Origin of the sequence: Nesterenkonia marinintestina (genome assembly GCF_025420485.1) — a bacterium.
In the GTDB taxonomy this organism is placed as follows: Bacteria; Actinomycetota; Actinomycetes; order Actinomycetales; family Micrococcaceae; genus Nesterenkonia; species Nesterenkonia marinintestina.
The window spans coordinates 45,158-66,409 of record NZ_JAOEFD010000012.1 but is presented as its reverse complement, the minus strand read 5'-3'; the positions used below and the strand labels follow the sequence as shown (position 1 = coordinate 66,409).

Annotated in this window: 20 protein-coding genes; 10 read left to right on the top strand and 10 right to left on the bottom strand. The window is 71.4% G+C overall.

Going from position 1 to position 21,252, the window contains the following annotated elements:
• Window positions 1-26 precede the first annotated feature (26 nt).
• The 6 genes from proC to trhO form a co-directional block, all read right to left on the bottom strand.
• A complete protein-coding gene (gene proC / locus N7E59_RS09890) occupies window positions 27-878 on the bottom strand; it encodes a pyrroline-5-carboxylate reductase (protein ID WP_261624766.1) in 852 nt (283 codons plus the stop codon).
• Window positions 878-1,705, bottom strand: coding sequence for a sugar phosphate isomerase/epimerase family protein (locus tag N7E59_RS09885; protein WP_261624765.1), 828 nt, complete (start codon window positions 1,703-1,705; stop codon window positions 878-880). The genes proC and N7E59_RS09885 overlap by 1 nt, the downstream gene beginning before the upstream one ends.
• Window positions 1,692-2,744, bottom strand: a complete 1,053-nt coding sequence (locus tag N7E59_RS09880; protein ID WP_261624764.1) for a Ppx/GppA phosphatase family protein — start codon at window positions 2,742-2,744, stop codon at window positions 1,692-1,694. The genes N7E59_RS09885 and N7E59_RS09880 overlap by 14 nt, the downstream gene beginning before the upstream one ends.
• 8 nt (window positions 2,745-2,752) lie before the next feature.
• Window positions 2,753-5,551, bottom strand: coding sequence for a type I DNA topoisomerase (topA, locus tag N7E59_RS09875; protein ID WP_261624763.1), 2,799 nt, complete (start codon window positions 5,549-5,551; stop codon window positions 2,753-2,755).
• A gap of 178 nt (window positions 5,552-5,729) precedes the next feature.
• Window positions 5,730-7,394: a DUF7059 domain-containing protein gene (locus tag N7E59_RS09870; protein WP_261624762.1), complete on the bottom strand. Its 1,665-nt coding sequence runs from the start codon at window positions 7,392-7,394 to the stop codon at window positions 5,730-5,732.
• On the bottom strand, window positions 7,391-8,341 hold the full coding sequence (gene trhO / locus N7E59_RS09865) for an oxygen-dependent tRNA uridine(34) hydroxylase TrhO (protein WP_261624761.1): 951 nt from the start codon (window positions 8,339-8,341) through the stop codon (window positions 7,391-7,393). The genes N7E59_RS09870 and trhO overlap by 4 nt, the downstream gene beginning before the upstream one ends.
• A 108-nt stretch (window positions 8,342-8,449) precedes the next feature.
• On the opposite strand from trhO, the gene N7E59_RS09860 reads away from it, so the two are divergent.
• From N7E59_RS09860 to N7E59_RS09815, 10 genes are all read left to right on the top strand, one after another.
• Window positions 8,450-9,151: a GNAT family N-acetyltransferase gene (locus N7E59_RS09860; protein ID WP_261624760.1), complete on the top strand. Its 702-nt coding sequence runs from the start codon at window positions 8,450-8,452 to the stop codon at window positions 9,149-9,151.
• A 48-nt stretch (window positions 9,152-9,199) separates the two neighbouring features.
• Window positions 9,200-11,524, top strand: a complete 2,325-nt coding sequence (locus N7E59_RS09855) for a DEAD/DEAH box helicase (protein ID WP_390905041.1) — start codon at window positions 9,200-9,202, stop codon at window positions 11,522-11,524.
• A 421-nt stretch (window positions 11,525-11,945) separates the two neighbouring features.
• Window positions 11,946-12,866: a MetQ/NlpA family ABC transporter substrate-binding protein gene (locus N7E59_RS09850; protein ID WP_261624759.1), complete on the top strand. Its 921-nt coding sequence runs from the start codon at window positions 11,946-11,948 to the stop codon at window positions 12,864-12,866.
• Window positions 12,863-13,912: a methionine ABC transporter ATP-binding protein gene (locus N7E59_RS09845; protein WP_261624758.1), complete on the top strand. Its 1,050-nt coding sequence runs from the start codon at window positions 12,863-12,865 to the stop codon at window positions 13,910-13,912. The genes N7E59_RS09850 and N7E59_RS09845 overlap by 4 nt, the downstream gene beginning before the upstream one ends.
• Window positions 13,909-14,595, top strand: a complete 687-nt coding sequence (locus N7E59_RS09840; protein ID WP_261624757.1) for a methionine ABC transporter permease — start codon at window positions 13,909-13,911, stop codon at window positions 14,593-14,595. Before N7E59_RS09845 ends, N7E59_RS09840 begins: the two co-directional genes overlap by 4 nt.
• 152 nt (window positions 14,596-14,747) lie before the next feature.
• Window positions 14,748-14,939, top strand: a complete 192-nt coding sequence (locus tag N7E59_RS09835) for a DUF4244 domain-containing protein (RefSeq protein WP_261624756.1) — start codon at window positions 14,748-14,750, stop codon at window positions 14,937-14,939.
• Window positions 14,940-14,956: 17 nt separating this feature from the next.
• Window positions 14,957-15,343: a TadE family protein gene (locus N7E59_RS09830; protein WP_261624755.1), complete on the top strand. Its 387-nt coding sequence runs from the start codon at window positions 14,957-14,959 to the stop codon at window positions 15,341-15,343.
• 3 nt (window positions 15,344-15,346) lie between these two features.
• Window positions 15,347-15,769, top strand: a complete 423-nt coding sequence (locus N7E59_RS09825) for an Rv3654c family TadE-like protein (RefSeq protein ID WP_261624754.1) — start codon at window positions 15,347-15,349, stop codon at window positions 15,767-15,769.
• Between the two features lie 56 nt (window positions 15,770-15,825).
• A complete protein-coding gene (locus tag N7E59_RS09820; protein WP_261624753.1) occupies window positions 15,826-16,131 on the top strand; it encodes a putative quinol monooxygenase in 306 nt (101 codons plus the stop codon).
• Between the two features lie 12 nt (window positions 16,132-16,143).
• Window positions 16,144-17,418 (top strand): glycosyltransferase, encoded by a 1,275-nt coding sequence (locus N7E59_RS09815; RefSeq protein ID WP_261624752.1) that lies wholly within the window; start codon window positions 16,144-16,146, stop codon window positions 17,416-17,418.
• 42 nt (window positions 17,419-17,460) lie between these two features.
• Here N7E59_RS09815 and N7E59_RS09810 read toward each other — a convergent pair whose 3' ends face one another.
• Genes N7E59_RS09810 through N7E59_RS09795 form a run of 4 tightly spaced genes read right to left on the bottom strand, consistent with a single transcriptional unit; the run spans window position 17,461 to window position 21,187 of the window.
• Window positions 17,461-17,967: a type II secretion system F family protein gene (locus N7E59_RS09810; protein ID WP_261624751.1), complete on the bottom strand. Its 507-nt coding sequence runs from the start codon at window positions 17,965-17,967 to the stop codon at window positions 17,461-17,463.
• Window positions 17,960-18,805: a type II secretion system F family protein gene (locus N7E59_RS09805; protein WP_261624750.1), complete on the bottom strand. Its 846-nt coding sequence runs from the start codon at window positions 18,803-18,805 to the stop codon at window positions 17,960-17,962. The genes N7E59_RS09810 and N7E59_RS09805 overlap by 8 nt, the downstream gene beginning before the upstream one ends.
• An 8-nt stretch (window positions 18,806-18,813) precedes the next feature.
• Complete coding sequence (locus N7E59_RS09800; RefSeq protein WP_261624749.1) at window positions 18,814-20,013, bottom strand: TadA family conjugal transfer-associated ATPase; 1,200 nt, start codon at window positions 20,011-20,013, stop codon at window positions 18,814-18,816.
• Window positions 20,006-21,187, bottom strand: coding sequence for a hypothetical protein (locus N7E59_RS09795; RefSeq protein WP_261624748.1), 1,182 nt, complete (start codon window positions 21,185-21,187; stop codon window positions 20,006-20,008). The genes N7E59_RS09800 and N7E59_RS09795 overlap by 8 nt, the downstream gene beginning before the upstream one ends.
• Window positions 21,188-21,252 lie beyond the last annotated feature (65 nt).

The window sequence follows — 21,252 nt, the reverse complement described above, 5'->3', positions numbered from 1 at the left end:
CCGGCAGGTGAAGACCGTGCGCCGGCTCAGCCGGCTTCGAGGTCTCGGCTGATCTCAGCCGATCGGGCCGCGCTGGCGGCCACCGCCGCCCGCACCGCGTCGGGCACACCGCCCTCAAACAGCGCGGCGAGGCCCCGTTCGGTGGTGCCGTTCGGAGAGGTCACCGCAGCCCGCAGGTCCGCCGCATCGGCGGTGCCGGTCCGTCGAGCGTCGACCAGCATGTCTCCGGCCCCCCGGACGGTGTGGGCGGCGAGGTCGGCGGCCAGCTGCCGGTCCAGTCCGAGTTCGACCCCGGCGGCGGCCATCTGCTCGGCCACGTAGAACAGGTAGGCGGGCCCCGATCCGGAGATGCCGGTCAGCACCTCGATCTGAGTCTCGTCGACGACGTGGACGGCGCCGGAGGCCGCCAGGAGGCCCCTGACCGTCTCCGTGTCCTCCGTCGACGCCGCGGACCCGGGCACGAGCCCGACCACGCCGCGGCCGACGGACAGGGGGGTGTTCGGCATCGAACGGATCACCGGCTGCCCTGGGGGCAGGGCCCCTTCGAGCATGCCGACGGTCACCGCCGCGGCCACGGACACGACGACGGCGTGCGGCGGCAGCGCCTCGGAGATCTCCTCGCACAGTCCGGTGATCTGCGGAGGCTTGACGCCGAGCAGGACGACGTCGGCCTCGGCCACCGCCTCACGGTTCGCCGTCACGTCATCATCACGACCCTCTTCGGCGAGCACCGTGACCCCGTACTGGTCGGACCGTGCGGCGGCCGAGTCTGCCGAGCGGGTCGTGGCGACCACGTCCTCGGGACGGGTCCCGGAGGCCAGCAGCCCCTTGAGGATCGCCCCGTTCATCGAACCGAGCCCGAGCATCGCGATGCGCATCAGTACGCCTCCTGTCCGTGGTCGCTCTCCTGCGCGAGGTGGCGGCGGGCGAACGCGAGCGACTCCGCCAGACGCTCCTCCCGCTCACCGGTCTGCTTCGCGCTGCGCGTGCCGACCTCCACCGCGACGACGCCGTCGAACCCCATCTGGGGGAGCAGGGCCACCGTCTCGGCCACACGCTGCTCGCCGTGTCCGGGGACGAGGTGGTCGTCCTTGAACCCGCCGGTCAGCCCGTCGGTGAGGTGGACGTGGCGCAGGCGTCCCCCCAGGGCCCGGCACGATTCGTAGGAGTCCGCCTCCGCCGTCGCCGCGTGGGAGAAGTCCCAGGTGACGTGGGGATAGGACTGCGGCACAGGGTCCCAGTGCGGCAGATACATCGCCGCGGTCTGTCCGCCCGCACGCCAGGGGTACATGTTCTCCACCGCGCAGACGACTCCGGTGTCCTCCTCGATCTCCGCGATGCCCTCGGCGAACTTCTCGGCGTAGCTGCCCTGCCAGCGGAACGGAGGGTGGGCGACGACGGTGGTGCAGTCCAGATCCTGGGCCAGGTGCGCCGAGCGCCAGAGCTTCTCCCACGCCGATCCCCACACCTGCTGGGTGAGCAGCAGCGTCGGGGCGTGGATCGCGACGACCGGCAGTCCGTAGCGCGCCGAGAGTCGGTTCAGCGTCTTCCCGTCCTGGGTCTCCCCCCGATGGGTGACCATCACCTCCACACCGTCGTAGCCCAGGTCTCGGGCGACGGCGAAGGTCGCCTCGGTGCCGAGCGGGTACACCGAGGAGGTCGAGAGGGCGACCGGGATGTGGCGCGCGGGCTCAGCGACGGGCATGGGCGACACCGACTCGTCCGGCGGAGACATGCGGGTGCTGCGGCTTGGCGGGCTCGCCGCCCATCTCGACGTGTCCGACCCCCGGGACCGAGGACATCTCCTCCCCGTTGCGCCGCACCAGGGCGTCCAGGCGCCGCAGGATCAGCCCTTCGCGCAGCGCCCACGGGCAGATCGTGACCTCGTCGAGGTCGAAGGCCTTCATCGCGACCTCAGCGGCCAGCGCCCCGGCGAAGACCTGGCGGGCACGGGTGACCGAGACACCGGGAAGCTCGGCGCGCCGGGCCTCGGTCATCGTGCTCAGCCGCTTGACCAGGGGCTTGAGGTCGCTGTGCCGCAGGACCCGTTCGACATAGGGTCCCTCGGCCGACGGGGCCGCACCGGTGAGGCGGGCCAGGGAGCGGAAGGTCTTGGAGGTCGCCAGCACCTCGGTGTGCGGCGCCAGGGTCGGGAACTCGCGGCGGGCGGCCTCCAGCTCCTCCTTCACGTAGGTCTTGAGCTCTCGGATCTGGTCCTTCGTGGGCGGATCGTCCGGGAGGAACTGCCGGGTCAGCCGTCCCGCACCCAGAGGCACCGAGATCGCCGTGGACGGGAGCTCGTCCTGTCCGTAGGCGATCTCGAAGGAACCGCCGCCGATGTCGAGGTTGAGGATGTGTCCCGCCGACCATCCTCGCCACCGGCGGGCGGCGAGGAAGGTCATGGCTGACTCCTGGGCTCCCTCGAGCTCCATGAGTCCGACCTCGGACTCCTCGCCCACACGTGCCAGCACCTGTTCGCCGTTGGCGGCCTCACGGATCGCCGAGGTGCAGAACGCCAGCAGGTCCTCGGCCCGGTGTCGCGCGGCGAACCGCACGGCCTCGTCGATGAATCCGAGCAGCTGCTCCTGACCCTCCGGAGTGATGGCGCCGTCGTCGTCGAGGTGCTGGACCAGCGACAGCGGGCGCTTGTGCGAGGCGAAGGCCTCCGGCTTCGCTCCGGAGTGCGCATCGACGAGCAGCAGATGGACCGTGTTGGAGCCGATGTCGAGGACGCCCAGACGCATGTGAACTCCTAGGAACCGGACTTCGCGGTGGTCTTCGTCCTGCGCTTCGCAGTGCTCTTCCCGGAGCCTCCGCCCGAGCTCCGCGTCGAGCGCTTGGGCGCCGGTCCCTTGGCCCGCTTCTCAGCCAGCAGCTCGAAGGCCCGGTCCCCGGTCAGCGACTCCACCGTGGTGCCCCGCGGCAGCGTCGCGTTGGTCTCACCGTCGGTGACGTAGGGCCCGAAGCGGCCGTCCTTGACCACCACGGGCTTCTCCGTGGTCGGGTCCTGGCCGAATTCGGCCAGCGGCTTGGCCGCCGCACGCCGGCCACGCTGCTTGGGCTGGGCGTAGATCGCCTCGGCCTCCTCCATGGTGATCGTGAACAGCTGCTCCTCGGAGTCGATCGATCGGGAGTCGGAGCCCTTCTTCAGGTAGGGGCCGAAGCGCCCGTTCTGCGCGGTGATCTCCTCGCCGTCGTCGTCGACGCCGACGGTGCGCGGCAGCGAGAGGAGCTTCAGCGCATCCTCCAGGGTCACCGTCTCCAGGCTCATGGACTCCAGCAGGGAGCCGGTGCGCGGCTTCTCCTTCGGAGGCTTCTTCTTCGGTTTGGGATTGCCGTTCTTGTAGTACTCGGTCGGCTGGGCGTCGTAGTAGGCCTGCAGCTCCTCCTCGGTGCGCTCCGGGATGACCTCGGTGACGTAGGGTCCGAAGCGGCCGTCCTTCGCGGCGATCTCACGGCCCGTCTCCGGATCGGTGCCGAGTATCTTGCCCGAGTGGCGGGCCTGCTCGAAGAGCTCCTCCGCCCTCTGCGCGGTCAGCTCGTCGGGGGCCAGGTCCTCGGGGAGGTTCGCCCGCACCGGCTCGGCGTCCTCCCCGGCGTCCGGGGCGGCCGGCCGCTCCAGGTACGGGCCGTACCGTCCCACCCGCAGGGTGACGTCGTCGGCGATCCGGATCGAATTGATGGCGCGGGCGTCGATCTCACCGAGGTTCTCGACCACGTCGCTCAGACCCTGCTCACCGGAGTCGGCGCCGAAGTAGAACGTCTGCAGCCAGGCCTCGCGCTGGATCTCTCCGCGGGCGATCTGGTCGAGGTCGTCCTCCATCCGCGCCGTGAAGTCGTAGTCGACGTAGCGGCCGAAGTGCTCCTCGAGCAGGCGGATGACGGAGAACGCCGTCCAGGACGGCACCAGCGCCGCCCCCCGCTTGGTGATGTACCCGCGGTCCATGATCGTCGAGATCGTCGGCGCGTAGGTCGACGGCCGTCCGATCTCCCGCTTCTCCAGCTCGGCGACGATCGAGGCCTCCGTGTAGCGGGCGGGAGGCGTGGTCTCATGACCCTTGGCCTCCACGTCGTCTCCGGTCAGCGGCTGATCCTGCTCCAGATGCGGCAGCCGCTTCGAGCCGGGCGAGGACCCCTCGTCCGCGTCGGCGGTCTCCGACGACGCGCTCTCCCGGGCCTCCTCGTAGGCGGCGAGGAAGCCCTGGAAGGTGATCACGGTCCCGGAGGCGCCGAAGGTCGCCCGGCGGCCGTCGGAGGCCCGGCCGGTCAGCCGCACCGAGGCGGTGAAGCCCTTGGCGTCGGCCATCTGGGAGGCGATGGTGCGCTTCCAGATGAGCTCGTAGAGACGGAACTCCTCACGGCTGAGCTCACCGGCCACCTGCCCGGGGGTCCGGAAGTGGTCGCCGGCCGGGCGCACGGCCTCGTGGGCCTCCTGCGCGGAGTCGCTCTTCTTCGAGTAGTACCGGGGCCGCTCGGGCACCGACTCTCCCCCGTAGAGCTCGGAGGCCTGACGCCGCGCGGCGGTGATCGCCTCGTTGGAGAGGTTCACCGAGTCGGTGCGCATATAGGTGATGTAGCCGTTCTCATACAGCCTCTGGGCGACCTGCATGGTCACCCGGGATGAGAAGCGCAGCCGGCGCGAGGCCTCCTGCTGCAGGGTGGAGGTCGTGAACGGCGGGGACGGGCGACGGCTGTAGGGCTTGTCCTCCACCGAGTCGACGGCGAAGGGCGCGCCGCGGAGGCCCTCTGCCAGGGACTCGGCGTCGGCGCGACCCAGCACCGAGACCTCGCTGCGGCTGCGTGTGGACTTCAGCCGTCCGCGATCGTCGAAGTCGGACCCCTGCGCCACACGGGCGCCGTCGACCGCGGTCAGCTTGGCGCCGAAGGACTCGCCTCCGTCCGTGGCGAACGTGCCGGCCAGGTCCCAGTAGGAGGCCGGGACGAAGGCCATGCGCTCACGCTCACGCTCGACGACCAGCCGGGTGGCCACCGACTGCACACGACCGGCGGAGAGTCCGCGGCCGACCTTGCGCCACAGCACCGGCGAGATCTCGTATCCGTAGAGACGGTCCAGGATCCGCCGGGTCTCCTGCGCATCGACCAGGTCCTGGTCGATCTCGTGGATGTTCTCCATGGCTCGGGAGATGCCCTCACGGGTGATCTCGGTGAAGGTCATCCGGTAGACCGGCACCTTGGGCTTCAGGACCTCCAGCAGGTGCCAGGCGATGGCCTCGCCCTCGCGGTCGGCGTCGGTGGCGAGATACAGCTCCGAGGCGCCCTTCAGGGCACGTCTGAGCTCGGTGACCTTCTTCCGCTTCGAGTCGGAGACCACGTAGTACGGCTCGAATCCGGCCTCGGGGTTCACCGCGAACTTCCCGAACGGCCCCTTCTTCATGTCGGCGGGCAGGTCCGACGGCTGCGGGAGGTCCCGGATGTGTCCGGCGGAGGCGTCGACGATGAAGTCGTCGCCGAGGTACTTGGCGATCGACCGGCTCTTCGCCGGCGACTCGACGATGACGAGCTTCTTGCCGTCTGCGGACTGGGTGGGCACGGGGCTCCTCGATCCTGGGGGACGGTGATCAGCGACGCGATGCGCCCTCCGGCCCGCGTCGGCGCGGGGCGCCGACCGGATCCGGCTGTCGGGTGCTCAATATAACAGGGGTCGGCGAGGACTCCGGGACCGGTCCGCAGGCGGTGTGCCGAGGGGGCGGGCGGACGGCGACGGCATCTCAGTCGGTGAGGAATCCCTCGGTGTACAGCTCCAGGACCTCGGCTCGGAGGCTGACGGTCAGCGCCTCGAGGTCGGTGTCGCCGTCGTCCAGGAGTGCGGTCACGGCGGTGATCAGCTGCCCGGCGGCGAACTCACCGTCGGCGGCGCCGAGCAGCCCTGCGGCCGCGGAGCTGACCGGACGCACCCGCCGCAGACCGGCGCCCTGACGGGCGAGGATGACCTCGGGATCAGACGCCCCGAAGCGCTGGTGCCGCTCCTCGGTGACGTCTTCGGCGGCGACGAGCGGCCGAGCCAGTACGGCGTCGGGATCCTCGGCGACGGCGAGCGCCCGCTCCGCCGTGCCTCCGATCGCCGGTCCCAGCGGCTGGTCGACCGCGTGGGAGACCTCCTCGAAGCGCCTCCAGGGTCCGGCGGCTCCGTCCGAAGCGGGCGAGACGTGATCGGTCTCTCCTCGGCGGAGCCAGATCAGACCGAATCCGACGCCCGTGACGTCGCGGGAGCCGAAGTCGGCGAGGTACTCGGCGTATCGGCGTCGATAGTCGGTCAGGTCCCGCTCGCCCGAGGCGTCGCGCAGCCAGGTCTCGGCGTACTGGGCGGGGGTCTGCTCGTCGCGCTGGAGGAACCAGGCGTGGAGATCGCCGTCCTCGACCCAGGTCCGGGGCCGGACGGACCAGTCGGCGTCGGTGATGATCTCCCAGTTCCCCAGCATCTGCACCGTTCCGCCCGGGGCCAGGACCTCCCCGACCCCGCGGATCAGGTCGGCCATCAGTTCGTCGCCGGGGCGTCCGCCGTCGCGGTAGGTGTAGCGCGGGTCGGCGGAGCGCGGGGTGATGACGAAGGGAGGGTTGCTGACCACCAGGTCGAAGCGGTCCGCCGACACCGGCTCCAGCAGGCTGCCCCGACGCAGCTCGACCCGCTCGTCGAGTCGGTCGGCGTCGAGTCCGAGGCCGGACGCGTTCAGCAGCAGGTTGCAGCGGGTGAAGTCCAGGGCCCGCTGCGAGACGTCGGTGCCGACGACGTGCTCGGCGTGGTCGAGCAGGTGGAACAGCTGGATCCCGCAGCCTGTTCCGAGGTCCAGGGCACGGTCGACCCGTCGGCGGTGCACGGTCCCGGCCAGCGTCAGGCTCGCCCCGCCCACCCCCAGGACGTGGTCGGTGGGCAGGGAGCCGTCGATCCGAGAGGCGCCGAGGTCGGAGAGGACCCACAGGTCGGCGTCCTCGGCCGGACCGGAGTCTCCGCCCCGCTGGGTGGTGTAGGGACGCAGGTCCGTCGCCGGCTGCACCGTCCCGTCCTCGACGAAGGCCAGGCCCAGCTCGCACAGCCCGGAGAACCCCAGACGCGGCAGGGCGGCGTCGACCTGCCCGGCGGTGACCCGCAGCCCGAGCAGATACAGCCCGGAGAGCACGGCACAGGGGTGCGGACTCTCCTCTGCGGCCCGGGCGGCCTCGAAGTGGTCGAGCACGGAGGCGCGGCCGGGCACGATCTGTTCACGGGCGAGCGCTTCGGCGGCGTCGGAGCCCAGGATCTCGACGATCCGGCGGTTGGTGTAGTCGGCCGCGGTCAGGTCGGCGGCCAGATCGGCCCAGCGGGCGGCGGGAGCCGGGTCCGGCGCGGGCAGCGCGGCGGCACGGTCCCGGGGGATCAGCGGCGCGGGGCGGGTCATCGGCGCCGCACCTTCTCCAGGCGACCGGAGTTGGGGTCCTGCGGGTCGGCGGCCAGGCGGGCCGCGCACACGTCGCACCTGCTCTCGGCGGGGATGTGCTCACAGTCGCCGCACCAGAGCCGCAGCGTGGAGCATCCGCGGTCCGTGCAGTTGCGGTAGGTGCTGGTCGGGGCGTCGCAGCCGGTGCATCGGCCGAGCGTGACGGCGTCGTCGCTGAAGCGGGTGCTCATGCGCGCGTCGAAGACGTAGAGCTCTCCCTCCCAGAGGCCGGAGTCGCCGTAGGTCTCCCCGTAGCGGACGATGCCGCCCTCGAGCTGATAGACCTCGCGGAAGCCGCGATCGGTCATCAGCGCGGAGAGCACCTCACAGCGGATGCCGCCGGTGCAGTAGGTGACCACCGGCTCGTCCTTGAGATGGTCGTAGCGGCCGGAGTCGAGTTCTGCGACGAAGTCCCGGGTCGTCTCCGTCTCGGGCACCACCGCGCCGGCGAAGCGTCCGATGGCGGCCTCCATGGTGTTCCGCCCGTCGAAGAAGGTGACCTCCCGCCCGCGGGCGCGCTCGGAGTCGACGAGCCTGTGGACCTCCTCGGGCCGCAGGTGGGTGCCGGAGCCGACGACCCCGCCCTCGTCGACCTCGATCTGATCCGGGACGCCGAAGGCCACGAGTTCTGGGCGCACCTTCACCGACAGGCGGGGGAACTGCTCGGCGCCGCCGTCGGACCACTTGAACTCCAGCCCTGAGAAGGGGCCGTACCCACGGGTCCGCCTGACGTACTGCTTGACCGCCGACAGCTCGCCGCCGACGGTGCCGTTGATGCCCTGGGCGGAGACGATGATCCGCCCGGTCAGCCCCAGGCCGCGGCACAGCTCGAGCTGCCACAGACGCACGGCCTCAGGGTCGGAGAGGGGCGTGAAGGCGTAGTAGAGGACGATCCGGGACTGGCTCACACCATCAATCGTAGTATTCGCGCCGCCGGGCCCCGAGTGCCCATCTTTATCAACTCGTTGCCGCAGGCGACTTCACCAGTCCGCCGGAGATGCCCGTATAGTCGAAGCATGACTTCTGAGCTGAACGACGACCTGGTCCGCACCTGGGTGACGGGCTGGGCGCGCACTCACGACTTCGACGTGCAGCACGACGGCGCGGTCCACTCGGCCCTGCGCTCGGACAGCACGGACCAGTGGGAGTACATCGTCTACTCCCCCGACCAGACCGACCTGCGGAAGGTCTCCTCAGCGGTGGCCAAGGGGCCGAACCGGCTGCTCACCGTCGTCGTGGAGCCCGGCCAGGACTCGCTGGACGACCCGGAGGGCCACGGCCTGCGACTGATCTCCGACGAGGAGAAGCTCATGGTCGTGGACATGGGGATCCAGGACGTCGAGGACCCGATCACCCCCGAGGGCTTCACCACCGAGCGTGAGGACTTCGAGGGATGGACCCTGTTCACGGTGCGGCAGGGGGAGCACATGGCCGCCCGCGGGCGTCTCGCCGTGGTCGGCAACCACGCCATCCTGGACCGCATCTACACCAACCCGGACTTCCGCCGCCAGGGTCTGGGGACCTTCGTCACCCGGGCGCTCACGGCCATCGCGCTGGAGCGGGACGTCGAGGAGGGCCTGCTGGTCGCCACCGAGGACGGCCAGGAGCTCTACGAGTTCCTGGGCTGGACCCTGCTCGGCGACGTGCACATGTACGGGGGCCCGAAGGCCTCCGAGAGCGAGTCCACCCACTCGCAGTTCGACGAAATCGACGACTGAACCGGCGCACCCGCGCGGTGAGCTGAGATCTCCGATCCGTACGACCTGCTGAGGCGGGCCGGTCTGCCGACCACGGTCGGTGAGTCCGGTCCGCTCCGGCACGTCCGGACGCTGTCCGCACGTCCGTCCCGATCCGCGCCCTGGCCCGACTGGGTCCCCGAGTCCCTGCGCGCCGGATATCGACGGCTCGGCGTGGCGGGGCCGTACACCCACCAGGCCGAGGCCGCCGACGCGCTCCACGACGGACGGCACGTGGTCCTGGCCACGGGCACGGCCTCCGGGAAGTCCCTGGGGACCCAGCTCGCCGGACTCGCGTCCGCCGAGTCCGGCGGGACGATGCTCTACCTCTCCCCCACCAAGGCGCTGGCCGCCGACCAGCTGGACGGACTCGAGAAGCTCGCAGAGGCCGTGGGAGAGCTGCCCGGCCACGGGCGGCTGCGACCGGCGGCCTACGACGGGGACACCGACACGGAGACCCGGCGGTGGGTGCGCCGTCACGCCGACGTCGTGCTCACCAACCCGGACATGCTCAACGTGGGCATCCTCCCCAACCATCGGGCCTGGGCCCGGTTCCTGGCCCGGCTGCGCTGCGTCGTCGTCGACGAGGTGCACTCGTGCCGCGGGGTCTACGGGTCGAACATCGCTCTGCTGCTGCGACGCCTGCGCCGCATCTGCGCCCACTACGGGGCCTCACCGGTCTTCGCCGGGGCGTCGGCCACCTCCGGGGACCCGGGACGCTCCTTCGCCCGGCTCATCGGCGTCGACCGGGAGCAGGTGTGGACGGTCACCGAGGACGGCTCCCCGCATGCCCCGGTCGACGTGTACCTGTGGGAGTCCGGCGTCTCCGACCGGGTGGGGGACCACGGAGCCCCGACCCGTCGCTCGCTGAGCGTGGAGGCCGCCGACCTGCTGACCGACCTGGTGGTCGCCGGGGACCGGACGCTGGCGTTCATCCGCTCCCGACGCGGAGCGGAGACCATCGCCCGGATCGCGGCGGACTCGCTGGCCGAGATCGACCCGGAGCTGGCCGGGCGGGTCGCCGCGTACCGGTCCGGCTACCTGAAGGAGGAGCGCCGCGGGCTCGAGGAGGCGCTGCGGGCCGGCACCCTGCTGGGCGTGGCCTCCACCCCGGCGCTGGAGCTGGGGATCGACATCGCCGGTCTGGATGCGGTGATCATCTCCGGCTGGCCGGGCACGCGTGCCTCGTTCTTCCAGCAGCTGGGGCGGGCCGGTCGGTCCGGGCGGCGGGGCGCGGCGTTCTTCGTCGCCGGGGACGACCCGCTCGACGCCTTCCTGCTCGACCATCCCGAGGCCATCTTCGACGCCGCTGTGGAGGACGCGGTCATCGATCCGAGCAACCCCCACGTGGCCGCCCCGCACCTGCTGGCCGCGGCCCAGGAGGTCCCCCTGACCCTGCCCGACGCCGAGCTCTTCGAGTCGGGCCGCCCCCTGATCGACGCCCTCACCGATCAGGGTCATCTGCGGCGGCGGCCGCGCGGGTGGTTCTTCGCCCTCGACGGCGTCTCTGCGACGGACTGGGTCCGACTGCGCTCGGACGGAGGAGGTCCCTTCACGATCGTCTCCGCCGAGGACGGGCAGGTCATCGGCGACGTCGGGGCGTCCCAGGTGCGGCCCCAGGCCCATCCCGGGGCGGTCTACGTCCACCAGGGACGCAGCTATGAGGTGGAGGAGCTCGACGAGGAGCACCAGGTCGTGCTGGTGGTCCGATCCTCGCCGCCCTACTACACCCAGGCGCGTGAGACCACCACGATCCGCGTGCTCGCAGAGCACCGGCGCATCGACCGTGGGCGGTTCCGCCTGCACACCGGACAGGTGGAGGTGACCGGCACCGTCGTCGGATTCCAGCGCCGGGCGCTGGGGACCGGAGAGGTCCTCTCCGACGAGCCGTTGGAGCTGGCGCCTTCGGTGCTGCAGACGCGGGCGTTCTGGTTCACCGCGCCCGAGACGCTGCTCGCCGAGGTCGGCGTGGTGCCCGAGCAGGTCCCCGGGGCGCTGCACGCCGCCGAACACGCGATGATCGGACTGCTCCCGCTGATCGCCTCCTCGGACCGCTGGGACATCGGCGGGGTCTCCACGGCCCTGCACCGAGACACCGGGCTGCCCACGGTGTTCGTCTACGACGGGCACCCGGGAGGCGCCGGGTTCGCCGAACGGGGCTTCGAGGCGGCCGAGGAGTGGATCCGTACGACGGCGGCCACGATCCGCGGTTGCCCGTGTGCGACCGGCTGCCCCTCGTGCGTGCAGTCTCCGAAGTGTGGGAACCGGAACGCTCCGCTGGAGAAGACCGCGGCGCTGCACGTGCTCGAGGCGCTGCTTCAGGCGCGGGGCGGCGAGGTGCAGGTCGGCGTCTGAGACGAGGGCCTCAGCGTCACAGAAGCGGGCGGGAGCACGACCCTCGTCTAGAGTGGAACCAGCTTCACGAGCAGCGACCTTTGGGGCACACCCCAGGACGATCCGGTCCCGGTCGCTCACCAACCCCATGTTCACGGGTGGTCTCGGATCACGAAGCGGCCCGCTGCTGGCCCGGTGGACGGGGTCCGGTCAGGGAGGACGACGGCCTCCCTCGGATCTCGACCGGCCCTGTATGGAGCGGGCAAGAGCAGCGTAGGAAGGATCACCCGCAGGGAGGCCGCGCCTCCCCTCACCGTCATCCCACTCATCCCGCCGACGGAGCCACCGGTCCGTCGGCATCCGGCCGCGCATCGCCGCGTCCTCGTCGCCACCCCGACCAGGACGCCCACCTCGGTGCGCCCACCCCTGAAGGAGCACACCCATGCCCATCATCGGACGCCCCGCAGCCGCCCGCCGCCGCACCGCCGTCGTCGCCACCCTGACCGCCCTGACCCTGGGACTCGCCTCCTGCGGCGACGGCGGGAACGGCGACGGAGACCCAGGCGACGACGAGACCGTCCGCATCGGCGTGACGAACCAGGACGAGACCAACCAGGAGTTCGCGGAGCTGGCCCGGGAGGAGCTCGGGATCGACGTGGAGATCGTCAACTTCGGCGACTTCAACCAGCCGAACCCGGCCCTGGCCAACGGCGACCTCGACGCCAACTGGTTCCAGCACATCGCCTACCTGGCCGACTACAACGTCAACAACGACGACGACCTGACCATGGTCGCCACCACCGAGGCCGTACCGCTGCCGCTGTACTCCGAGGAGTACGACGAGGTGGAGGACCTCCAGGACGGCGACACCGTGGCCATCCCCAACGATGAGATCAACCAGGCCCGCGCCATCCTGATGCTCGCCTCGGCGGACCTGCTCGAACTGACCGAGGACGTCCCGCAGCCGCGCCCGGCCGACATCGATGAGGGAGCCTCCCTGATCGAGGTCGAGCCCATCGACGCCGCGCAGACCGTCAACGCGCTGCAGTCGGTCGAGGGGGCGGTGATCAACAACAGCTTCGCCAACGACGCGGGGCTGAACCCGCAGGAGGACGCGCTCACCCAGGACGACCCGGAGGACGCCGAGGCCTTCCCGTACTCCAACGGCTTCGTGGTCCGGTCCGAGGACGCCGAGGACGAGCGGCTGCTCGAGCTGTTCGAGCTCTACCACGACGAGCGCATCCTCGAGTCCGCCCAGGAGGTCTCCGGCGACACCTCCGTGCCGGTGGACGCCTCCTCCGAGGAGATCCGGGACGCCTCCGAGGAGTACGAGGACTTCCTCAGCGGCGAGGACGACCGGTGACCCGGACGGTGACCGCCGAGGCGTCGACGGATCGGCTCATCGAGTTCAGCGGGGTCTCCCGCGTCTACGGGAAGGGTGCCGCGGCGGTCACCGCGGTCGACGATGTCAGCTTCGGCGTCGACCGCGGTGAGGTCTTCGGCGTGATCGGCTTCTCCGGCGCCGGCAAGTCCACCCTGATCCGGATGATCAACGGGCTGGAGAAGCCGACCTCCGGAACGGTGACCGTGCTCGGCCTGGAGGTCTCACGCCTCTCGGAGCGGCGGCTGCCGAAGCTGCGGGCACGGATCGGCATGGTGTTCCAGCAGTTCAACCTGTTCACCTCGCGGAACGTGGCCGGCAACGTGGCCTACCCGCTGAAGGTGGCCGGCTGGTCCCGCTCCGAGCGGGACGCCCGAGTGACCGAGCTGCTGGAGTTCGTCGGCCTGTCCGACAAGGCGGGCCACTATCCGGAGCAGCTCTCCGGCGGCCAGAAGCAGCGGGTCGGCATCGCCCGCGCCCTGGCCGCCGAGCCCGACATCCTGCTCGCCGACGAGTCGACCTCCGCCCTGGACCCGGCCACCACCACGGAGGTGCTGCGCCTGCTGCGCCGAGCCAATGAGGAGCTGGGGATCACCATCGTGGCGATCACCCATGAGATGGAGGTCATCCGCTCGATCGCCGACCGCGTCGCAGTGATGGATTCGGGGCGGATCATCGAGACGGGCACCGCCCACGACCTGTTCTCCGATCCCGGGGACGGGGAGGGCAGCTTCGTGGCCACCGCGCTGAAGGACCGGCCCGATGCGGACGACCTCGCGCGGATCCGGCGGCACACGGCGGGACGGCTGGTGACGGTCTCGCTGGCCGACGCCGGCGGAGTCGGCCGAGTGCTGGGGTCTGCGGCGAACCACGGGGTGAGCTTCGAGATCGTCCACGGCGGACTGAGCACCACCAAGTCCTCGTCCTACGGGCTGCTCACACTCGCCGTCGAGGGCGCGGCCGATGCGGTGGAGGGCTTCGTCGTCGAGCTGCGCGGCGTCGGTCAGGTCAGGGAGGTTCAGGCATGATCGGCATCGTCGACGCCTACCGGGAGCTGGACTGGGGCTACTACGGTCCGGAGCTGCTCACCGCCACATGGGAGACGCTCTACCTGGTGGCCGGCAGCTTCCTGATCGGCGGATTCATCGGTCTGCTGCTCGGCGTCACCCTGTACACGACCCGTTCCGGCGGGGTTCTGGCGAACCGGCCGATGTGGCTGCTGACGAACTTCGTGGTCAACCTGATCCGTCCCATCCCGTTCGTCATCCTGGTCGCGGCGATCCAGCCGCTGACCATCCAGGTGATCGGCACGGGGATCGGCAACCAGGCGGTCATCTTCGGCATGATCTGGGCCTCGACCTTCGCCATCGGTCGCATCGTGGAGCAGAACCTGTTCGCCATCGACCCCGGCGTCATCGAGGCGGCCCGAGCCATGGGAGCCGGTCGGTTCCGGATCATCCTCACCGTGATCCTGCCCGAGGCGCTGGGCCCGCTGATCCTCGGGTTCACGTTCGTGATCATCGCCCTGGCGGACATGTCCGCGATGGCAGGGATCATCGGCGGCGGCGGGCTCGGGAACTTCGCCATCGTGGAGGGCTACCAGCGGTTCCGCACCGAGGTGATCTGGCTGGCCGTGGTGGTCATCATCATCCTGGTCCAGCTGGTGCAGATCGTCGGCAACATGCTCGCCCGGAAGGTCATGCGCCGCTGAGTCGGCTCCTCCACAGCACCGGCCCCCGACGGGGTTCCTGAGCCGCACTCCACAGTGCCGCGACCCAGGGTTCCCGGGGTGGTGCCATCCGGGCAGGCTCGGTGGTCCGTCCCGCGTCTGCGGGGCGGACCACCGAGATGAAGGAGCCTGCCATGGTCGATCGATCCCTGCCGAGGCCGACGGACCTGCACCGCGAGGAGGAGGGTCTGGCGACCGCCGAGTACGGCATCGTCATGCTCGCCGCCGTCGGCTTCGCCGGCCTGCTGGTGGCCGTGCTCTCCTCCGGTGAGGTGCAGTCGATGCTGTCCTCCCTGGTCGAGACGGCACTCAGCGCGGGCTCCTGACCGGAATGTCCGGTCAGGTGGGACGTCCGGTCCGGGCGGAGCGGCAGACCTCGGAGACCGGCTCGGTCAGTGCGGAGTTCGCGCTCGCACTGCCGGCGGTGCTGATGGTGCTGGCCCTGGTGCTCGGACTGGGCGTCCACGCCGCCGGGCAGGTCTCCCTCGAGGAGGGCGTCCGTGCTGCGGCGCGTGAGATCGCCAGAGGCGAGGAGCCGCAGCAGGCGCTGCGAATCGCCCAGCGCGGACTCACCGACGGGGCGAGCTTCGACGTCGTCGAGGACGGCGAGTACGTCCGGGTGACCGGGACCCGCCCGGTCCGGCTCCTGGGCGTGGTGGAGCTGTCGGCCGCACAGTCGGCCGAGGCCGCGGTGCGCACCGAGCGGATCCGACCCGACGGAGGTCGATGAACGATGACGCTGCGACCCCGCCTCCGCATCGGAGACCCCCTCGACGAGGGCTCCGGGACGGTCCTCGCGCTCGCGCTGACCTCGGTGCTGATGGTCCTGCTGGGCCTGGTCCACGTGCTCGGTGCGGCCCACGGCGCGGCCGAACAGGCGGCCCGTGCGGCCGATCTCTCAGCCGTGGCGGCGGCCGATTCCGCCAGGGGCATAGCGCCGGGAAGCCCCTGTTCAGTCGCCGAGGATACGGCCCGACGCGGCGGAGCGCAGGTGGTCAGCTGTGAGGCCGGCGGGGAGTACGACACGGAGCTGACGGTGGAGGTCGTCGTCGACGTCGGCGAGCGCATCGCCTTCGTCCCTGACGCCGTGCCGGCCCCGGACCTTCCCGCACGGGCCCTCTCACGGGCGGGTCCTCCGGAGGCGTCCGACGGGTGATGCGATCGCGGCCGGGAGATCTTCTGTTCCGCGAGGACCGGTCGTACGCTTCGACCATGACCTACGCGCATATGGGCTCTCTGGAGGTCCGGGCCGGACACCTGGATGAGGTCGTCGCGATCCTGACCCGGTCGAATCCGGATATGGCCGAGGCCGGGTGCCTGTCCTATGAGGTCGGGGCCGACCCGGAGCGACCTGACACGGTGTGCGTCGCGGAACTGTGGGAATCGGCGGAGGCACACCGGGAGTCGCTTCAGCTGCCGTCGGTGCGCGCCGCGATCGCGGAGGCCATGCCGCTGCTCACCGGGCAGATGGACGGGCGCGGATTCGACGTGACGGGCTCTCCCCTGCGGCCGGACTGAGCCGGTGCGGCGATGACCGACCAGGCTGAAGACCCTGATCGTACGGTGCTCTTCGCACCGGAGACGTTCAACCTGGCGGAGGTCACACGGGGTATCGAAGTCGCTCGACGCATGCCGGACGGTGTGCGGTGTCACTTCATGGGCTACTCGCACAGATACGCCTCGGTGATCACCGATGCCGGCTTCGAGCTGACCCTGCTGGACCCGGAGCTCACCGATCGGGAGGCGGATCAGCTGCTGGCCCTGGATCAGGGGCGCGGAGTCCGCCACCCGTTCAGCGAAGAGATGTTGGGCCGACGGGTCACCTCCGAACGGGCCCTGATCCGTGAGCTGGGCGCCTCGGCGGTGGTCATCGGCACGACCCTGAGCCAGCTGATCTCCGCACGCGCCGAGTGCGTGCCCCTGGTCTTCGTGAAGCCGTTCGCGTATTCGGTCGCCCATGTCACGGCCATGCGCCGCACCGGGCTGATGCCGCGGAGCACACGCGGAGCCGCACTGGTCGATGAGGTCCTGGCCGGAATCGCACGCACCGCGGGTCCTAAGATCCCGCTGGTGCCGCGGTCCTTCCCACGGGTGGCCCGCTTCCACGGAGTCCGACTGCCGACGACGGCGCTCCACGCTCTGGACGCCGATCTGAATCTGATCACCACCGCCGAGCATCTGCTGCCGGCGGGTGTCGACCTGCCCGCCTCGTACCGGGTGGTCGGACCGGTCTTCGCGTCGCTGCCCGGCCGAGTGCCTGCCCTCGTCGACGAGCTGGCCGCGGCCGCAGAGCCTCTGGTGTACTTCGCGGTCGGCTCGTCGGGAGGTCGTGACCTGGTCCTCTCGGTGCTGCGCGGGCTCGGCGATGCGCCGTGTCAGGTGCTCGCCCCGGTGCGCGCCCACCTCCGCGATGACGACGTCGCCGGGCTTCCGGAGAACGTCCACGTCACCGACTGGCTCCCGGCAGATCGGTTGGGGGATGCGGTCGACCTGGCGGTGACCCACGGCGGTGAGGGCACGGTGCAGAATTCGAGCACGCAGGGTTGGCCGTTCATCGGGATACCCCTGCAGATGGAGCAGCGGTTCAACGTGCAGCGCTGCGTCGACTACGGGTCGGCTCGGCTCGTGGGTCCGCGGCGGGCCCGCCGTGCCGATTGGTCGGTGCTGGTCTCAGAGGCGCTGACCGATGACCGGATGCGCGGACGGGCCGCGGCGATGGCCGCCGAGCTGCGCGACGTCGACGGTCCGGGCGCCGCGGCGGCGGAGATCGCAGCCCTGGTGGGGTGGCCCGAACCGACGGCGTAGTCCGGAGGGGACGAGATGCGGCACGGAGCACGCGTCGGAGTCTCACATGTCGAGTGCTCCCGGCAGCAGGCCCAGGGCGACCGGCACCACGCCGATGAGCACGAATGCCGGCAGATAGCAGGCCCCCAGCGGCAGCACCATCTTCACCCCCAGCTGAGCGGCGGCCCGTTCGGCCCCGTGACGCCGCTCGGTCCGCAGCTGCCGGGCGCCCACCTCGAGCAGCTCGGCGGTGGGCGCACCGGTGGAATGGGCGAAGGCCAGCTGATCGGCGAACGCCCCCAGCTGCTGAGCGGACCGGCCCTCGACGTCGAGGCCGGACCAGGCCGTGGCCCAGTCGGCGCCCGCGGCCAAGGACCGATGGACCCCCGCCAGTGGTTCGGCGCCGGGGACGGTGGCGGCGAGCCGTTCCAATGCGGCCTCCACGCCGACGCCGGCGCTGAGCAGCGCACCGGTGAGGTCCAGGAGCATGGCGGCGTCGACGTCGCAGTCCTCCGTCCGAGCGCCGTCCTCCCGACGCCGCCGGAATCCGTTCGCACGGGGCTCAGACATGCTCCACCACCCGGGTGATCATCCTGGCGCTCCACCACCAGCCCAGGGACATCAGCAGCCCGCCGACCAGGAGACAGCCTCGGCCCAGTGCGGTGCCGAACAGGGCTGCGGCGGCGTCGGCACCGATCAGCTGACCTATCACCGCCCCTCCGACCGGCAGCAGCGACAGGATGGTCTGGGTCAGGCGGGGCCCGGCCGCCGCCGTGCGCACCTGGGCATGGAGTTCGGCCGCGTCGTCGGCCGCGCCCGCGATCTGCTCCACCAGCCGTGACAGGGGAGCCCCGGTCCGGGCGGACAGAGTCGCGACCCCCGTGAGCCGATGCACTGTGCGGTTCAGCTCCTGAGCCGCTGAACGGGTCATCAGGCGCTCCTCCTCCCGGTCCTCCGAGGCATCCCTGCCCCCATCGACGACGCCCCGGACCGGCCCGGAACCGAACGCCAGGTCGGCGACGGGGCGGACCGGGTGCTCCTCCTGAGCACGCAGGAAGCTGCGCAGGCCCTCTTCCCCGCCCCGGCCGGTGCGATCGCCGGCGGCGGCGTGGGCGCACAGCCTTACGATCGGATGATCGGGCCGACGCTGCGACCAGTGCGCATGGAGGTCTCCCCAGGCCTGGTCGACGCCCCGTCCGGCCTGCAGCAGTGCGGAGAGCTGCCGCAGCAGCTGCGCCGAGTCGCGTCGCACGGCCTCCGCATCCAACCGTGATCCACGGCGGTCTCGGATCCGCCGTGCGGCTCGGAGGACACGCGGCGAGGACGTGTCGGCGGCCCACCCCGTCCCGCGCTCGGCCGCCGCCAGGAGACCGACGGCCGCCGACAGCCCCAGGAAAGCCAGGATCACACCCGCCGTCACGCCTGCTCCCGGTGTCGCGGCTCTCCGGCGGCGCGTCCTCGAAGCCGGGCGCTCAGCGGCTCCCAACCGGGTCCGCGGCAGTACCGGCCCTCCTGGTCCCGGTGCAGCACGGGGACGGTGGTGAGCCGACCCTCGTCATGGCCGACCATGGACGCGGCGACGGGCATGCGACGATCGCCCCGCCGGGCCACGTGGACGACGAGGTCGACCGCCGCCGAGGCCTGGAGGGCCACCGCCTCCGGCGTGAGTCCGGCCAGGGCACCCATCGCGATCAGCCTTGCCGGCACACCCTCCGGGGAGTTCGCGTGCACCGTGCCCCCGGCTCCCTGGTGTCCCGTGTTCATCGCTGTGAGGAAGTCCCTGAGCTCGGCCCCGCGGCACTCCCCCACGATCAGCCGATCGGGCCGCATGCGCAGCGTCTGCCGGACCAGATGGCCCATCTCGATGCGGCCGGCCCCCTCCACATTCCCCTGCCGCCCCTGCAGGTGCACCGTATGCGGATGGTCCGGACGCAGCTCGGCGGTGTCCTCCACGATCACCAGACGCTCCTCCGGGGCGCAGCGGGCCAGCATGGCGGCCAGCAGGCTCGTCTTCCCGCTCCCGGTGGCGCCGCTGATGAGCACGTTCAGTCGTGCGTCCACCACGCCTGCGATGAGGTCGAGCCAGAGGTCCGCCGCCTCCCACCGCTCGGCGAGGTCCTCGAGGGATGCGCTGGAGCTTCGAGAGACGCGGACCGAGATCATGGTGCCGCCGACCGCCACCGGTGGTATGACGGCGTGGATGCGGCAGTCGCCGAGGCGTCCGTCGGCGCACGGACTCCCCTCGTCCAGCCGGCCGCCCGAGGCGGAGATCAGCCGCCGCGCCAGACCACGCACCTGCTCCTCGTCGCGCAGCCGGACGCCGGTGTCCCTCAGCCCCTCGGCGCCGTCGGTCCACAGCCTCCGCCGCGGATCCACCAGGACGTCGGTGATCCCCGGAGACTCCACGAACCGTTGGAGGGGGCCGAGTCCGACGAGCTCGTCGCGCAGGCTGCGCACCAGCTGCTGCGTCGTCTCAGAGCCCAGCGCCATTCCGCAGCTGCGGACGGTCTCCGCGATGCGGGCCGCGGTGATCGGCTCCGTCGATGCGGTGAGCTCCTCCCGCAGACGCCGCAGCGTGAGCTCCGGCACGTCGGCACGCAGGCGCGGCTCAGCCATGAGGACCACCCGCCCCGGACGCCTCGGTCGGAGCGATCCGCTCCACCAGCGCACCCACGGCGCGCGAGCCCGATCGGGTGCGCAGCACGTCGTAGGCGTCTCGGAGGCACTCCGCCCGGCGGAGCCACCGCAGCTCCGGAAGCACGGCGACGACCTCGAGACCGGAATGTGCTGCGAGACCCTTCGGCGGCGGTTCGCGACGGGCTCCTCCGCAGACCGCAGTCCGCCAGACGCCGGCGTCGAGCCTCTCCGCGAGGCCGCCTGCGCCCTGCACGCCGCGACGATCCGGCGAGGCGACGAGGACGCCCAGGTCCCAGCGGCCCCGTCCCAGTCCGATCAGGTCCCGACGACGGCCCAAGTCCACCACGACGACGTCGGCGGCACGGCGGGCCGCCATCAGCACTGCCTCGACCGTGGAGGCCGCCGGAGCTTCGGCGCCCCCGGTGATCAGACCGAATCCGTCCAGCGGCGCCGCCGCGGTCTGCAGCTGCGCCGCCGAGATGTCGCCCTCCGCAGCTGCCAGGTCGTCCCAGTTCAGCCGTCCCGTCCGGGGGCCGCGGGCGCTCGGAGCACCGGAGGAGCCGCGGCCCCGCACAGCGCCCGTCGGCTCGAGCGCGGCCCGCAGTCCTCCGCCGGGTGCGGGATCGGCGTCGAGCAGGAGCGTGCGCAGACCCCAGGCGGCGGCCTCCGCCGCTGTGAGGTAGGCGGTCGTCGTAGTGCCGGCTCCGCCGCAGGCCCCGAGGAACGCGGCCGCACGCCCGGGCATCTGATCGGTCAGCCGCACCCCGAGATGCTCACGCAGCCAGGTCTCACCCTCGGGCAGCGGGACCGCTGTGACGTCGGACCCCTCGGCGGCCGCACTCCACAGCTGTTCCCGCGCGGCCTCGCCCAGTCCGACCATCAGGATCGGGGTGGGTGCCGCCGCCGCGACCGACGACGAGACCGCCGATACGGGCGTCGGTCCCCCGACCGGAGGAGCGTCGGGGCCGCAGAGCACCGCCGCCCAGGTCCGACCGGCCGGATCGACGGCGGAGATCTCCTCCCATCGGGCGAAGAGTCGCAGCCGTCCTCCCACCACCGCGGCGAGGACCGCGATCTCGTCGCTCAGGGCGAGGTCGCCGGTGACCAGGGCGAAGCTGCCGTGGTCGTCGTCCTGGAGGCCTGGGGTCCGCATGACCCCCACCTTCGTCCGCGGACGTGTTCGGGCCCACCGCCGACGGGCACGGTGTGGAGTGCGGA